This window comes from Nocardia sp. NPDC057272 (assembly GCF_042668615.1).
GTDB lineage: Bacteria > Actinomycetota > Actinomycetes > Mycobacteriales > Mycobacteriaceae > Nocardia.
Window position 1 is genome coordinate 3,612 of sequence record NZ_JBHUYK010000052.1, and the last position, 13,490, is coordinate 17,101.

19 protein-coding genes are annotated in these 13,490 nt (G+C 68.3%); all 19 read right to left on the reverse strand.

The features are described 5' to 3' along the window. The coding region (locus tag ACFULV_RS34370; protein WP_378664195.1) for a hypothetical protein at positions 1 to 892 on the reverse strand (892 nt) is incomplete at its 3' end. Next, positions 892 to 2,649: a hypothetical protein gene (locus tag ACFULV_RS34375; RefSeq protein WP_378664196.1), complete on the reverse strand. Its 1,758-nt coding sequence runs from the start codon at positions 2,647 to 2,649 to the stop codon at positions 892 to 894. The genes ACFULV_RS34375 and ACFULV_RS34370, both read right to left, overlap by 1 nt. Positions 2,650 to 2,763: 114 nt before the next feature. Beyond that, positions 2,764 to 3,060: a hypothetical protein gene (locus ACFULV_RS34380; RefSeq protein WP_378664198.1), complete on the reverse strand. Its 297-nt coding sequence runs from the start codon at positions 3,058 to 3,060 to the stop codon at positions 2,764 to 2,766. 3 nt (positions 3,061 to 3,063) lie between these two features. Further along, positions 3,064 to 3,411 (reverse strand): hypothetical protein, encoded by a 348-nt coding sequence (locus tag ACFULV_RS34385; RefSeq protein WP_378664201.1) that lies wholly within the window; start codon positions 3,409 to 3,411, stop codon positions 3,064 to 3,066. After that, positions 3,411 to 3,830 (reverse strand): hypothetical protein, encoded by a 420-nt coding sequence (locus ACFULV_RS34390; protein ID WP_378664204.1) that lies wholly within the window; start codon positions 3,828 to 3,830, stop codon positions 3,411 to 3,413. Before ACFULV_RS34390 ends, ACFULV_RS34385 begins: the two co-directional genes overlap by 1 nt. A gap of 12 nt (positions 3,831 to 3,842) precedes the next feature. Next, positions 3,843 to 4,199, reverse strand: coding sequence for a hypothetical protein (locus ACFULV_RS34395; protein ID WP_378664207.1), 357 nt, complete (start codon positions 4,197 to 4,199; stop codon positions 3,843 to 3,845). Next, a complete protein-coding gene (locus tag ACFULV_RS34400) occupies positions 4,196 to 4,531 on the reverse strand; it encodes a hypothetical protein (RefSeq protein ID WP_378664210.1) in 336 nt (111 codons plus the stop codon). The genes ACFULV_RS34395 and ACFULV_RS34400 overlap by 4 nt, the downstream gene beginning before the upstream one ends. Before the next feature lie 102 nt (positions 4,532 to 4,633). Beyond that, positions 4,634 to 6,202 (reverse strand): hypothetical protein, encoded by a 1,569-nt coding sequence (locus ACFULV_RS34405; RefSeq protein ID WP_378664213.1) that lies wholly within the window; start codon positions 6,200 to 6,202, stop codon positions 4,634 to 4,636. After that, a complete protein-coding gene (locus ACFULV_RS34410; RefSeq protein ID WP_378664216.1) occupies positions 6,199 to 6,462 on the reverse strand; it encodes a hypothetical protein in 264 nt (87 codons plus the stop codon). The genes ACFULV_RS34405 and ACFULV_RS34410 overlap by 4 nt, the downstream gene beginning before the upstream one ends. Then, on the reverse strand, positions 6,459 to 6,635 hold the full coding sequence (locus ACFULV_RS34415) for a hypothetical protein (protein ID WP_378664219.1): 177 nt from the start codon (positions 6,633 to 6,635) through the stop codon (positions 6,459 to 6,461). Before ACFULV_RS34415 ends, ACFULV_RS34410 begins: the two co-directional genes overlap by 4 nt. Beyond that, positions 6,632 to 7,408, reverse strand: coding sequence for a M15 family metallopeptidase (locus ACFULV_RS34420; RefSeq protein WP_378664222.1), 777 nt, complete (start codon positions 7,406 to 7,408; stop codon positions 6,632 to 6,634). Before ACFULV_RS34420 ends, ACFULV_RS34415 begins: the two co-directional genes overlap by 4 nt. Continuing rightward, complete coding sequence (locus tag ACFULV_RS34425; RefSeq protein ID WP_378664225.1) at positions 7,405 to 8,508, reverse strand: phage portal protein; 1,104 nt, start codon at positions 8,506 to 8,508, stop codon at positions 7,405 to 7,407. Before ACFULV_RS34425 ends, ACFULV_RS34420 begins: the two co-directional genes overlap by 4 nt. A 212-nt stretch (positions 8,509 to 8,720) precedes the next feature. Then, positions 8,721 to 10,121 carry a terminase gene (locus tag ACFULV_RS34430; RefSeq protein ID WP_378664228.1) on the reverse strand — a complete coding sequence of 467 codons (1,401 nt, stop codon included), beginning with the start codon at positions 10,119 to 10,121 and terminating at the stop codon, positions 8,721 to 8,723. A 93-nt stretch (positions 10,122 to 10,214) separates the two neighbouring features. Continuing rightward, the gene (locus ACFULV_RS34435; RefSeq protein WP_378664231.1) at positions 10,215 to 10,604 is read right to left on the reverse strand and encodes a hypothetical protein; all 390 of its coding nucleotides are present in this window, start codon (positions 10,602 to 10,604) and stop codon (positions 10,215 to 10,217) included. Positions 10,605 to 10,993: 389 nt separating this feature from the next. Then, positions 10,994 to 11,662, reverse strand: a complete 669-nt coding sequence (locus tag ACFULV_RS34440; RefSeq protein ID WP_378664233.1) for an AAA family ATPase — start codon at positions 11,660 to 11,662, stop codon at positions 10,994 to 10,996. Beyond that, positions 11,652 to 11,915, reverse strand: coding sequence for a hypothetical protein (locus tag ACFULV_RS34445; protein ID WP_378664236.1), 264 nt, complete (start codon positions 11,913 to 11,915; stop codon positions 11,652 to 11,654). The genes ACFULV_RS34440 and ACFULV_RS34445 overlap by 11 nt, the downstream gene beginning before the upstream one ends. After that, positions 11,912 to 12,178 (reverse strand): hypothetical protein, encoded by a 267-nt coding sequence (locus ACFULV_RS34450; protein WP_378664239.1) that lies wholly within the window; start codon positions 12,176 to 12,178, stop codon positions 11,912 to 11,914. The genes ACFULV_RS34445 and ACFULV_RS34450 overlap by 4 nt, the downstream gene beginning before the upstream one ends. A 686-nt stretch (positions 12,179 to 12,864) precedes the next feature. Beyond that, positions 12,865 to 13,164, reverse strand: coding sequence for a hypothetical protein (locus tag ACFULV_RS34455; RefSeq protein ID WP_378664242.1), 300 nt, complete (start codon positions 13,162 to 13,164; stop codon positions 12,865 to 12,867). Further along, positions 13,161 to 13,373: a hypothetical protein gene (locus ACFULV_RS34460; RefSeq protein WP_378664244.1), complete on the reverse strand. Its 213-nt coding sequence runs from the start codon at positions 13,371 to 13,373 to the stop codon at positions 13,161 to 13,163. The genes ACFULV_RS34455 and ACFULV_RS34460 overlap by 4 nt, the downstream gene beginning before the upstream one ends. Between the last annotated feature and the right edge of the window lie 117 nt (positions 13,374 to 13,490).

A 13,490-nucleotide genomic window follows, 5' to 3' on the forward strand; every position in this document is an offset into this window, starting at 1 on the left:
GGCCGCCCGGCGTCATCACCAACATGTGTTCCACGTCGGCCGCGTCGTAGTAGTGCGCCGCAATCGTGTTGATGGATGATGCTGTGCCACTGTCCAATTCGGCGGGCCCGTCGAAGTAGCATTCTCGGCCGGGCATCACCGTGGATTGGTAGGTGATGGTGTCGTAGACCACCGAGAGCGGGTGATAGGTGATCATCTGCCGGTTGTCGTTGTCGACGTAGGCGCGCCAATGCCTGGCCGTGGGATCGGTCCACCGGCGCACGCCACGAATGGCATTCGTGTCGTGGGCGTAGGTCCACCAATTGCCGAGGCTGATATAGAACGCATCCAACCACTGGCGCAAGTTCGTGTTATTCGTGTCGTAGATTCCGCACGGCCAATTAACCGTTTGCGGCTCGAAATAGACACCCTCTAGATCAATACCGCCACCGTTGGCAGCGTTCTTAATCAGGTTCGCCCTGATAATAAGGGTGTCGTTATGGCTCAGTGTGTTCGGGCCGAAACCCACATTTACTACGTCGGTGATTTTGTCGCTACCAACCAGAGTGACAATGAATCCGCGCGTGAAATCCTGCGGCACATTCGGACGCGGGCCGACCGCAATTCGGTAGGCATTTACTCGGCCACGGAAGAACACGAACGTTTCGCCCGAATGGGTCCATTGCAGCGTGAGCGGTTTGCCCACCACGTCATCGGTGAAATAGGTGTCACCCATCGGCACCCAGATTTTTACCGTGGCGATCGCGGCCACCACGTCGGCATCCTCGGACGTGCGACCCCACGTGAGCGCCAACTCATCAATGGCCACGTTCGTGTTCGTGGCCGGGCCGCCCGTGGTCGGCAACGATGCGCCGTCGATCAGGATGGTTGGCTGCGGCATGATGCGGGCCATCAGCCGACCACCTGCACGCGCCGCGCCGCGATCATGCCCGACAGCCGTTGATCGTCGGCCAGGAGCTGGCGCACCTGGCGCGCGACGGCGGTCGGGTCGAGGGCGCCCTGAATGGTGATGTTCACGGCCTGCACCGGTGAGCCGCTACCGCCACCGGCCGGGGCGGCCAGACCGGCGAGCGCACCGGCCAGACCGGTGCCACCGGCGAACGCGGCCGGGGGCGGCGGCGCCGGTAGGGCGAACGTGGCACCCGGCGCGGCACCGAATCCGGGCAGCCACGATGGTGGCGACGGCCATTTAATCCGGCCTATCCAGCTGATCAGGGAACTGATCGCGCCTACCACGGCGTTGATCGCGCCGACGACCACGCCGAGGCTGGCGGACACGGCGCCGCCCATCATCGAGGCCAGCGACGCGGCAGCGCCGACGACGGCAATTATCAAGGGGGACAACGCAACTAGCAGATTCGCCAGCGGCGGCAACAGTGAGGTGATCAGTTGCAGGATCGTCGGCATGATGGGCAGCAGCGCGGCCAGCAATTCGACAAACGCGCCGATCAAGCCGGGCAGCACCGGGGCCAGGGTCTGAATCGCGGCGACCAGATTGGCGCCGATTTCGCCCGCTACCTGCGCGATCACCGGGGCCATCTGCACGAACAGATCGGCGATGATCGGGAGCACCGGCAGCAGCGCAGCGGACAGCGCCTCGGCCACGGCCTGGAAGGCGGGCGCCAGGGCCTGAACGATCTGGGCCAGGCCGCCGAGCAGGATGGCCGCGACCTGCGCCAGGGGCGGAATCAGGGGCGCGATCGCGGCGAGCAGCGACGCGAACGCCGAGGCGAGCGGGGGCAGCACCGGGGCCAGGGCCTCGAACACCTGCACCAGGGCGGTGCCCACGGTCCCGGCCATCTGCTCGAGGGCGGGCATCATGCCCTGAATGGCCGTGCCGAGGGCCGAAAACAGTTGCCCGAGAACGGGTCCGATCACCGCGCCGAGGCGGCCGAGCAGTTCGACCAGCGGGCCGAGCAGCGCGCCGAGGCCGGTCAGCGCTTGCGCAAACCCGTCCATCAGGCGCGTCATGGTCCCGTCTGCGGACAGGCGGGAGAACGCCGCGCCGATCTGGCCGAACAGCCCACCGAACGCGGCGCCGATCTTGTCGGCCACCGGCGCGGCGGCGGCGCCCATGTCGAGCAGCCCGCGCGTCATCTGCGCCAGGCCGGGCGCCATTGCGCCGATGAACTTCTGAGCACCGGCCAGCAGTTGATCCAGCGCGGCGGCGCCGGGCCCGGCCAGTTCGCCGACGACGGCGCCGAACACCTGCGACACCGAGGACGCTATGCCCTGCATGGCCGGGGTGATGCGGTCCATCACTCCGGCCAGTTGCTGGAACGCGGGCGCCATCTCACGCGAAAACGTTTGCGACACAGCAGTTTTCAGCCGGTCTAGCGCGGGCTTGGCTGCCTGCGCCGCTTGCTTGATTCCGTCCATACCGAGGGCCACGGCCGCGATCGCGGGCCCGGCCAGCACACCGACGCCGAGTAGGCCGACGCCGAGGGATCCGACCGCGCCAGCAGCAGCAGCGGCGGCGCCGGTGAACGCGGCCATCTTGGTGGTTGTGCGGGCCACCCGGTCGACCGCGCGCCCGGCCGAGGCGGCGGCGCGGGCCAACCGGTTCGCCGCGCGTTCGGCCGCGCGGAATCCCGCGCCGCCTAGCTGGCTGATGATGTGGACCGCGAGCACTGCGCTACCGGCTGCCACGGCGTGCCTCCTCTGCTTGCTCTTCCAAAATGTCCAGAGCGGTGGCGACCTCTTCCACCGACGCCGCCCACCAGACGGCGGGCGCGGTGTTGGTGGCGATCGCCAGGCCGACGACTAGGCGCCCGTAGTCGTCGGGCCCGTAGGGTCCACCTCGTCGCCCTCGTCCACCTCGTAGGCGGACACGTCGGCACAGAACGACTCGTAGCCCTGCGGGTACTTGCCGAGGCGGTAGAGCGCCGACCACGACAGGAACCGGACCCACAGGTCCGGGTCGTCCTGCATGCTGGGCCACTTGTGCCGGTGCGCCGCCTCGGACCACCGTTGCCGGTCGGCGCCGATGATCTCGATACCGGCGTGTTCGGTGCCGTCGACCATGAGCACGTCGACACGAATTCGCTTGAGCTTGGCCATGATTCAGATACCTCTCACTCGGCCTAGGGCCCGGTCGGTGTTGTCGGTGAACTGGCGCAGCCACGTCGGTTCGACGCGGCGCATGCGGTCGTACATGAACGCTCTGGCACGGATGTTCCTGCGCGGCCATCCGTAGTTCTGGACACCGGCATAGACCACGGTGGTGGCCACGGTCCGGCCGTTGGCGCGGATGCTGCGGGACAGCCGCCCGGACTTGCGCGGCGCGGCGGCACGGGCCGCACGCGCCGCGATCTGCGCCGCCTTCTTGCTGGGTTCGGTCGACCGCATGTCGCGCTGGGCGCGGCGCATGGTCGTCTGGAACCGGCGATTGCCGCGCAGTTGTCCGGGCATTACGGGCCGACCGGCGGCGGCACCAACACGGGATTGCCGACCACCGACCACTCGAAATCAGCGACGGCCGTGGCTCGCACGGGCCCGCCGATCTTGGTGGGGTCGATCACCACGGATCCGCTGAACCCGTTGGCGCCGGTCTTCGGGATGAACCGGAACGGCACGGTTTTGCCCTGATTCGCCAGGGTGTAGAGGGTGATTCCGGTGTCCTCGAGGGACTGCACCAACGTGCCCTTGAGCGTCCACGCGTAGGTGACATCACCGGGGATCTGATCGCCACACAGAACGTTCATCGCGTCCTCGGAATCCTTGGACGGCTCGAGCGCAATGTCTGTGAACTGGCAACTGAAATCGGTGGGCGTGCCGACCTCTCCCAGTTCCAGCGTGCCGGGTCCGACCTTGTATGACTGGACAGGCATAGTCGTTGTCTCCTAACGGATTTCGGTTGTGGTCGTCATCCGGTACGCGGGTAGCGGTTGTGACGATTGAGTGAGGGTGATGGCCTCATTGGTGGCCGTCTGCTCGGTCGGGTCGATGACGGCCAGGGCCTGGCCGAGCAGTTCGCCGAGGGCCTTATGCGCGATCGCGGGCGGCCGGTCGGTGGTGATCAGCCACACCGTCACCGTGGCCACGCCGCACCCGCCGAGGTAGGCGTGATCCACGCCGGTCACCGACACCCACGCACAGGGCGGGGTGAGCTTGGCCGGGTCGACATTCGCGCGCATCCCCTGTGCGCGAAGCCGATCCACGATTGCCTCGGCCGCGCCGACGACATCCACCGCGATCACCCCACCCTCGGCGCGAGGTGGTTGCCGAGGCCGAGCAGCATGGCGATATCCGGGTCCGTGCGCTGCACGTAGAACGCGCCGAATTCGCCTTGCGTCTCCACGCCGCTGGGAGTGCCGCGCCGCTTCCACAACCGGGCGGCCAGCATGGTCGTACCGTGCCGCTTGTTGGCCGACCACTCGGCGCCCTCGGGCAGCGGGTCGAACCACGATTCGACCTGTGCGACGACGGCCGCCACGGTGGCCTCGAGATAGGTGGCATCGGCGGCGGCGCCGTCCTCATCGAGGGCGAGATACTGCCGCACCAGTTCGGGCGTGGTGAGCGGTTCGGCCATCGTGTGTTCCTGTCCTCGGTCCGTTTACGATTCGGGCGTGCAGGCCGTCAACCTGCGGTGATGCCCCCGCCGGCTGAAGCCGCGGCGGGGGCATCGGTCCGCTTACGGAGTGGGCGGGGTCGCCCACGCGACCTTGACCAGACCGGCCGCCTTGCTGAGCAATTCGGCGTGGTAGCCGTAGACCGCGTGGTCCACGCCGCCGCGCGCCAGGTCCAGCGCGTTCACGCGCACCGGCGAACCGGGCAACTCGTAGAACGTGTAGGCCGACTTGTGGCCGACGACCACGGTTCCCTGCGGCACCAGGTCAGTGGGCACGAACGCATCGGGGTTGATCCCGAGGGTGGACAGGAACGCGGGCACGTCGAGGCCGGAGAAGTCCAACAGCGATTCCAGGTCGATATCGTTGACCAGGGCGAACGATGCGCGGGTGCGCGTGCCACGCCGGACAGCCTGATTGCCGCGTGCCACGGCGCGCAGCAGGTCGGGCGCAGTGCCCGCAACCTGCGTGGCCTTGGCCACCACGTCGACCGCCACAAGCTGATCGGTCTTAAACCGGTAGTCCTCGATCGCGCCACGCAGGAACGACGCCATGAACTCGTTGTCGTTGAAGTCCACGAACTTTCGGTCGAAGTCCCAACCGGCGGCCAGGCGCGCGGCGATGACTTCCACCGGTTCGGTTGCCGGGGTGTTGGTCGGGATCTCGGTCTTATCGCCCGCCCACGGGCCCACCGAGGGCTTGGTGGTCCAGCGCCAACCGACCATCTTCCAGTGCGTGAGCGGGCGCGTGGTGATCAACGGAATCACCGTGCGCTGATACTCGGCGCCCGACCACAGTTCACCGAGCCAACCCGGCTGCGACACCTCCGGGGTGAACGCGCTGGAGGTGATGTCAGCCAGGGCGAACGCGGCCGAGGGCGCCTCTCCGCGCGCGATCGTCTGGAGGTAGTCGGCCACCTGCCCGAACGACGGGCCGCGTTCGACCACCTGCACACCGACCGGGCGCGACGCCGAGGACGCGAACGCGGCCGAGGCGGGCGCGGGCGCGGCCACGGTCTCGGGCAGCGCCGCCGTGGCGCCGGGCGTCACCGGGACACCGGCGCCCGCGTCGGGCGCCACGGTGGTGGTCGTACCGGCCTCGGCCTCGGCGGCCGGGCGCGGGGTCTCGGTGACAGGGGTTGTCAGTTCGTCAGGCATGGTTGCTCCCTCGGGGGTTTCGGAGTAGGTGACGGTCAACACGCGGGCATCGGCAAAAGCCGGTGTGGGCACCAGCGCGACGGCGGCCAGGTGGGCGCGGCGCACCGTGCCATCGGGCGCGCGGTCGAGCTGCCCACTGATTTCGATCGACAGGCCGTCACGTACGCCCTGTGCGTCCTGTAGGGCCTGATCGCCATCGGGGCCCACGCCGATGGCGAACGTGCAGTAGAGGCCATCCGGCCGGGGGTCGACGTGGGTCAGCCACCCGACCGGGGTACCGATGCCGTACTGATCGCGGTGATCCCTGAACAACTTCACGCGGGTCACGTCGTCGGGTACGACGATCGAGCCGGGCGCGAACGTGGTCGGGCCGATGCTGCCGCGCCCGACCGTGCCGAACGTGACGGCAACACCGGTGATCGTGCGCGCGCCAGAATCGGCGAACACGGCCGCGCCGGTGGTGATTCGCGTTGTCATCGTGGGCCTTTCGGGTTTGATGCGGCCAGCAGCGGCGCGACGGCGCGTAGCCAGCGCTCTACCTCCGGGATGGCGAGGACGCGGGTTACCACCGCGTTGCCGATCAGGGCGGCGCCGATGATCAGCGCGGTTGTGGTCTCACCGAGATGGACGACCAGGACGGGCACCAGGGGGCCGAGGCCGACCAGGGTGGCCGCCGTCGAGCGGGCGGTGGACCGCGCGGGGTGCGCGCACTGGGTCGGCTGTTCGCCCTCGGTCACGGTGGCCCGCCTCGGCTAGCGCCGACCGCGTGACGGCCAGCGGTACGGGATGCCGTGCGGGATGCATTGTGCGCCAACGCATTTGCGAGCGACATCACCACGATTACCGAGAACCCGGCCGCGATGAACGCGCCGGTGGCGATCGCGTAGGCGAGGATCAGATACCACGTCATGACGCCAACCCGTCGATCCGGCCGAGGATCGCGGCGGCCTGGCCGTCGCCCGCCTCGGCGGCGGCGCGCACGCGGCCAATGGCCTCGTCATCACCGAGCAGCGCGGCACGCTCCACGGCATCCTCGTGGATCCGCGCGTCCGCGTTGAGGACCATTCCGGCCAGGGTGTCCACCCCGCCATCGCCGTCGCGGTAGCGCGAGCGCGACGGGTAGACCTGGGTCAGTTCCCGGTGTACGTCGGCCAACATCTTGCGCTCGTTCTCGGTCATGTCGTCGTCTCCGTTGTCCGGGCCGCCCGCGTAGATGCCGAGGTGTCCGGCGTCCAGCGCAGCGGCGAATTTGTCGAGATGCGGGTGGCCCTCGGGAAGGCCGATTTGGAAGTGCATTTCATCGGCGCGCGACCAGTCGGCGCCCCAGAACACGCACCCCTCGAACAGCTCTAATCCCTTGCGTACCTTGCTGATTCGGTCCGCTGGCATGGTGCGCGCACCCCACGGGTACCGAGGCGCGTTGATGTCGACGGCGGTACCACTGAGGTGGTTGGAGTTGGGCACGTCGTTCTCACGCGACCAGCCCCACACCGGCGAGTCAATCGGTTCGACGTGGAGGTGGTACCAGAGCAGCCAGGCATTCAGAATCGTTGCGGCCACACCGGCGCGGATGGGCGCGGTATCGGTCCAGGGCAGCACGTTGGCCACCACGCACCCGTCGCGGTTCACCATCCGCCAACCGTTCTCGGAATGGTTGTAGCCGTAGGCACTTCGGAAACTCATGCGATTTCCAATCGACGTGGTTCGGTCGGGGTGTCGAGGGCGGCGCCGTCATCCGGCGCGATCGCCTTGTCTGGCGGCGCAAGGGAGGTGAACCCGGTCAGGTCGATTTCGACGTGGTAGCCGGGCGCGGTGATGTCGTCCTGTCCGAGGCGGGCGCAGATCGCGGCCATGTGCGGACTCAGGCCGTAGTCGACGAACTCGGCGTTTCGCCCGGCCGTCGTCTCGTAGGTGAGTGCGGCCTGTGTCGCGGTCGCGTCGAGCATCGCGGCCGGGATGCCTGCGGCGCGCGCGATGTCGACCACGGCCGCGTTGCGCGCCTCAATCACCATGTCCGCGTTCTGCTGCCCGTGGGTCTTGGCCTCCACCGATTTGTTCGTGTAGGCCACGCCGCCGTTCTCGCCGCGCCGCGCGGCAGCCCACCGGCGCACCAGCCGGTCTATGTCGGCCTCGGCCATCGGCCGGTCGGACGTGTCGTGCAACTCGATATTGGGAATCGGTGTGCGGGCGGCACGTTCGGCGATCTCGGTCAGTGCGTCAGCGTGACGAATCGCGCGCGACCCGAAACGCAACAGTCCCTCGTCTACGCCGGGGATGGCGCACACCGTGCCGGGCGCGACCGGGTAGCCGTCGATCAGAATGTGGCCCTCGGGGTCGAAGTCCCACCGGTCCCACGGCACGTAGTCCAGCGATTCCACGGCCATGTTCGCGTCGCGTTCCACGCGCAGCAGCGACCACCCGTAGAAGAACAGGTCGTCCACCACCATCACCGTGCGGTGAAACGGGCTCAGTGGCTTGTCGGTGCGGTCGACCCACCGGGGTTGCGGGTCGGCGGGCACGTTGGTTGCGTCGGCCACCCGCATCGGTAGGCGCCCGATCGTGCCGCACAGCAAACGCCTGGCACGCATGACGGCCGGGATACGCAGCGCCTCGGCGCGCGTCACCGGCCATTCGTAATCGGCCGTCCACTCGGGAACGTCTATGTGCGCCAGATGGCTAGGCCACGCTGCCCACGGTGACGCCGGACCCGACAGCGAGTCATGCGCTGCGGCGATCGTCGCCGGTGCCGAGGCTATCGCCCTGATCGCGTCCCTGATTCCCACGCTTCCCACCTTCCGACGGGTGTACACGCTGGCGCGCAACCCATTGGCAACTCGCATTCACGGCGTGGCGCGCGGCCTGTAGATCGCCGTGGACGTGGCGCAGGTGCATGGCGGCGGCCTTCCACGCGCCGCCTCGGGTGCCCGCGATCGTGCGCCAGGTGCAGGAATCACAGGTGACGATCACGCTGGAATCTGTTGCGTCCAAAAGGGTTTTAGGCATTTGGGGTCCATATCATCGGGGCGGGCATGGGCACATCGTGAGCGGCGCCGTGAGCGGCCAGCGCGACCGCTTCCAACGCGGCGATTGATCCGGCCGAGGCGCGGCGGCCAAACGCGCGCCCGCCGTCGCCGAGGTTGCGCCAGGCGGCGGCCGACACGGCCGAGGTCAGCGACGGGTGAACGCGGCACCGGATCCGGCCGGACATCACGCGGTCGTACATGTCGCCGTGCGCCACCGACACGTCGCGCGTGGTGGCCTCGGTGAAGGGCAGCGCGTCGCGGTCGCACTCGGCGGCCAGGGTGGCCGAGGGCCCGCCTCGGTCGATCCACGGGCCGGTGTGGTCGTGCCGTTCGGTGAGCTGGGCCAGGCGCGCTGCGCCGCCCTCGGTGCCGGGCAGCACGTCGACCACTTCGGCGAACGGCACGCCGTCGACCACCACGGCCGCCGCGATCGCGGTTTCCGTGCGGTCGATCGACACGGCCGCCGCGAAGCACACCGGCATGTCCGGGATCCGGTCGACGGTCTGGCACCGGGCCCACAGGTCGGCGGGCCAGATCAGTTCGGCCGCGCCGGTCGGCCGGTTGCCGTACGCCCTGGCGAACTCGCCGGGCGAGAGTTGATCCTGTGCGTCCTGTAGCGCCGCCATGTCGACCGTGTGGCCGTAGGCGGGGTGCGCCGCCGCGATCACGTCGAGGTCGGCCGGGTCGTCATCGGGCCCAATTCCGTAGTCCACCAAGCAAACTCGGGGGTTGTCCTTGGCGGACTCGATCAGGCCGTGGAACCACGTTGAGGCGGCCGTGCCGCGCGTCGACAGGATGATGGTTTGGCGCATCGGGCGCGTGGCCTGTGTCGGGGTGATGGCGGCCATCAGCGCCTCGGCCTCGGCCTGGCCGAACACCCACGCCTCATCTATCAGATTGAGGTCGGATTGCTTGCTGTGTAGCGAGTCCTCGGTGGGCGGGTGCGGGCGTAGCTGGGACATGTTGTGCGCGAACTCAATTCGCGTATCACCGGCGCCGCGTTTGAGGTCGAACAGCCGACCGAATGGCGTGATTTTCGCCGGGCGCGCCATCTCTAGAAAGCTGTCACGGGCGTGCATGCCGGTCTGTGCGGTGAACCAAACGCGCCCGTTGGGCAGCAGTAGGCCACGGTGGAACGCCGTTGCCAGCGTGAGCGCGGTCTTACCCGACTGCCGGGGTACCGAGATGATCACCAGCGGGTAGGCGAACCGGCCGGTATCCGGGTCGATCTCGGTGGCCACGTCGACGGCGCGCCGTTGCCAGGGCATCAGCGGGCGGCCGAGGCCGGTTGACGTGCGGTCGATCGCGCGGCCGTAGCTGGGACGCTCGGGACGCCGAGGCGTATGGAACCGAGGCGGCGGGGTGGCCGTCATCGGCGGCCGGTCCGTTTAGCATCGGCGCTGAAAACGCTGTGACCAGCCACGATGCCGAGGCCGGCGAGCTCCGCGGGAAGGGTGCCGGTCCGCTTACGCATCGGTCGGCACGTCGGTGGAGGGCTTGCCGATTTCCTCGAGCAGGACGCGCAGATCATCGTCCGTCGCATCGGCCTGGCTGTCCGGCGTGAGCCGCAATTCACGTAGCGCCTCGGTCACGGCCGGGATCAGCTTGGACGCGCCGTAGGGCTTGTTCTGCTGCTCGAACGAATCGGCCGACCAGGCGGCATGCCGCACGAACGCCTGTAGGGCTTCGTGCTCGGGGCGCAGTAGGTCGGCCTCGGTGGCCGAGGCGAACGCGCGGTCGACGGCCTCGGAGATGCGACCGCGTGTAATCTTCCCCGGCACGGACGCGGGCAGCGCCTCACCGTCGAACAGCGCGTCTTGTCCGTCGCGCGGGCGGCGGGGGTCGGGTCTGGCCATGCATACGACCATGCATGAACGGCGAATAATATGCAAGACCGCCATGCATGGCTATGCATAAACCACCCCGAAAAATGTAACCAAACCGTTATAAACTGAGAAGTTCATCTTCTTATACACCTTTGTACCAACCTCTGTGTTGATACAGACCCGAGAGAAACCGGGGAGCTGGGCAGGGGGCTGCCGGGGTGGGTCGTTCTCAAAAACTAGCTGTGACCAGGGCTTATACGATATGTCCGTTTGGCGCGCAGCTTGGTACAAACCGAGGCGCGCGACTTTGTACCAAGTGGCCGACTGAGTGGCCATGCATGGGCCATGCATGACGCGATGCATATTCATGCACGGACTATGCATAGCCGATTGGATGGATATGCATAGACCATGCATGATCACCATTCACGGGAGGGCGCGACCGCGCCGCCGTCCGCCTGGCCGACGTAGTACCGATCGACGTGGGTCAGCGCCTCGGCCGGGCGCTGCTCGCGTGCCCGCTCCACCACCACGGCCGCGCCGGGATCCACGGTCACCAGTTCGTAGCCCTCGGCGCGGTAGCTGGCGAGCTGGGAGGCCGAGGGCATGGAGTGGATCAGCCACACCGTCACCTTTTCGGCCAGGCGCACGGCGCGACGGATGGCAGCCTGGCGCGCCGCGATCGCCACGTGGCGCACGTGGGCCGGGTAGACGTGCATCGGGTCCGTGGTCGGGCCGCGCAGCGCCGAGGCGATCACGTCGAGGTCTATCACTACGTCGTCGGCCGAGGCGTGGGCGCGCACGTGGGTCGACTTGCCCGAGGCCGGTGGGCCCATGACGACCACCACGCGCACGCCAGGCGTGGCGCCACCGAGGCCGTTGCCGCGAGAGCTGTTGCAGGAGCGGCACGCCGGGCGGCCGTTCTCGATCGCCCACGGGTCGCCACCGAGGGACCGGGGCACGATGTGATCGGCCGTGGTGGCGATCGTTGTGCAGCCGGGCCGCTGGAGGACACACAGCGTGCCGTACTCGGACAGCACGGCCGCTGTGTACTGCGCCGCCCGCCGCCCGCCCCACCTAGCGGCCATACCACCACGACACCCGGCCGCCGGGGGACTCGTATAGAACGCCGATCGTCCCGGCCCGGATCGTGTCGGCCGGGCCCTGGTAGGTGTCCGTCCACGCCGCCCGATTGAGCGCCAGCGCGGCGGCACACGCGAACGTGACGCCGGGGCCGATGCTGGACGTGTCCGGGCCTCGGTAGTCGCAATCGCCGTCCTCGCATGAGAACAGGATCATCAGCGAGCCGCGACAGATCAGCGGGGTTACGGTGTGCGTCATTTCGCACCGGTCCGTTTAGCGATCGCGCCGAAATCGCCTTGACCGGCCGTGATGCCGAGGCCGGCGAGCTCCGCGGAAGGGGTCGCGGTCCGCTTATGCGGGCATCCCTCGGACGGCCGGTGAAGCCGGTACAGGGGGACCGGGCGTAGGCGGCGCATCTCGATCAGGTCGACGCCGGTCAGGATCACCGCGCGGTCGCCGCGCACCCGGACCGTGCCGTCCTCGGCGGGGGAGCAGTCCAGCGGCAGCCACTCGCCGTTCATCCTGCGCCGGTAGCAGATTGGGCCGAAGCAGACCCTACAGACGTTCGTGTCCTCTAGGTCTGTCGAGAGCGGTTGTGCCGGTTCATCTTTGGTTGTCATTGGGCTGTTGTCCTGTCTGAGAGGCAGCTAGCGGGGTGTTTGGCCTAGCTCTGGGTGGTGGGGGTGGTGGTGAGAGGTGACCCTGTGTAGATGGGTCACACAATCGGGGCCGAGCTCTGGTATGGAGCCGGGCGTATGGAGCCGATATGCGACGCGCTGCGGGTATTACTCGCTTGCGCACAGGCCGGGAAATGGGCATAGATCCCCCTTCCCACCGACACGTTGTGTCGGCCAGTAGGGCCAGGTGGGCGCCGTCGGGCAGTCCGTCTAGGTAAGCGGCGCGGCCTATGTCCTCGAGTGCCTTAGCGGTAGGCACGACAACCCGCCACCCTCTAACGGCCGGTGTCGTCGCCTGCTAGGCGTACGTGCGAAACATGTTGCGTAGCAATGGATTTAGGCGGCATCACCGCCGTTTGACTCCCGCCCGCGACCGGGGCGAAACACCGGGCGCGGGCGGGCATCTACGACGCCGCCCCGGCACTCCCAGCACGGCCGTACTTCCCCCGAGGGCAACCGTGGAACACGGGTACGGGGGGAGAACGGGCGCTCACACTGGGGGCACCGGGGCAGCGGCTCAGTACGTCGGATCATGTGCCCGAGGGGATCCGGTCGACGTCCTCGGCAATCAGGCGCAGCATGCTGGCCAGGTGCATCGGGGTGACGTAGGGCTGTGCCTCCACGTCGACCACGCCGCCACCCATCACGGCCAGGGTGAACAGGTGGTCCACCGGCAGGCCGTCACCGGCGGCGCGGCGGGCGACCAGTTCGGCCACCATCGCCGAAATGGTGTCGTCGGTGATCTTGTCGTGTTGGTCGGTGGTGATGAGGCGGGCCGCCTGGCCGAGTTCCTGATCTGTGAGGCGGCGCCGGGGAATTGGGGTCGTCATGCCGCACCCCGCTCGATCGCGTCGGCAACGGCGCGCAGCTTGGCGACGACGACGGCGGGCGGCACTGCGCCGCCGGGCGCGTCCTCGGTGCGCCAGGACGCGGCTACGCCGAGGCCGGGCGCATCGGGATCGGCACCGACCGTTACGACGGCGGTGGCGTGGTGGACGGCGGCGAGTAGATCGCCCGGCAACGCAGAAAGGTCGGGCACACCCGCTAGGGCGACCCGACCTTGAGCGGGACCAACTGTTACGCTGTCCCGGTTATTCGCTGCATTACCACATGTGGTGGTGGCTCCCCCATCTGGACTCGAACCAGAAACCTGCCG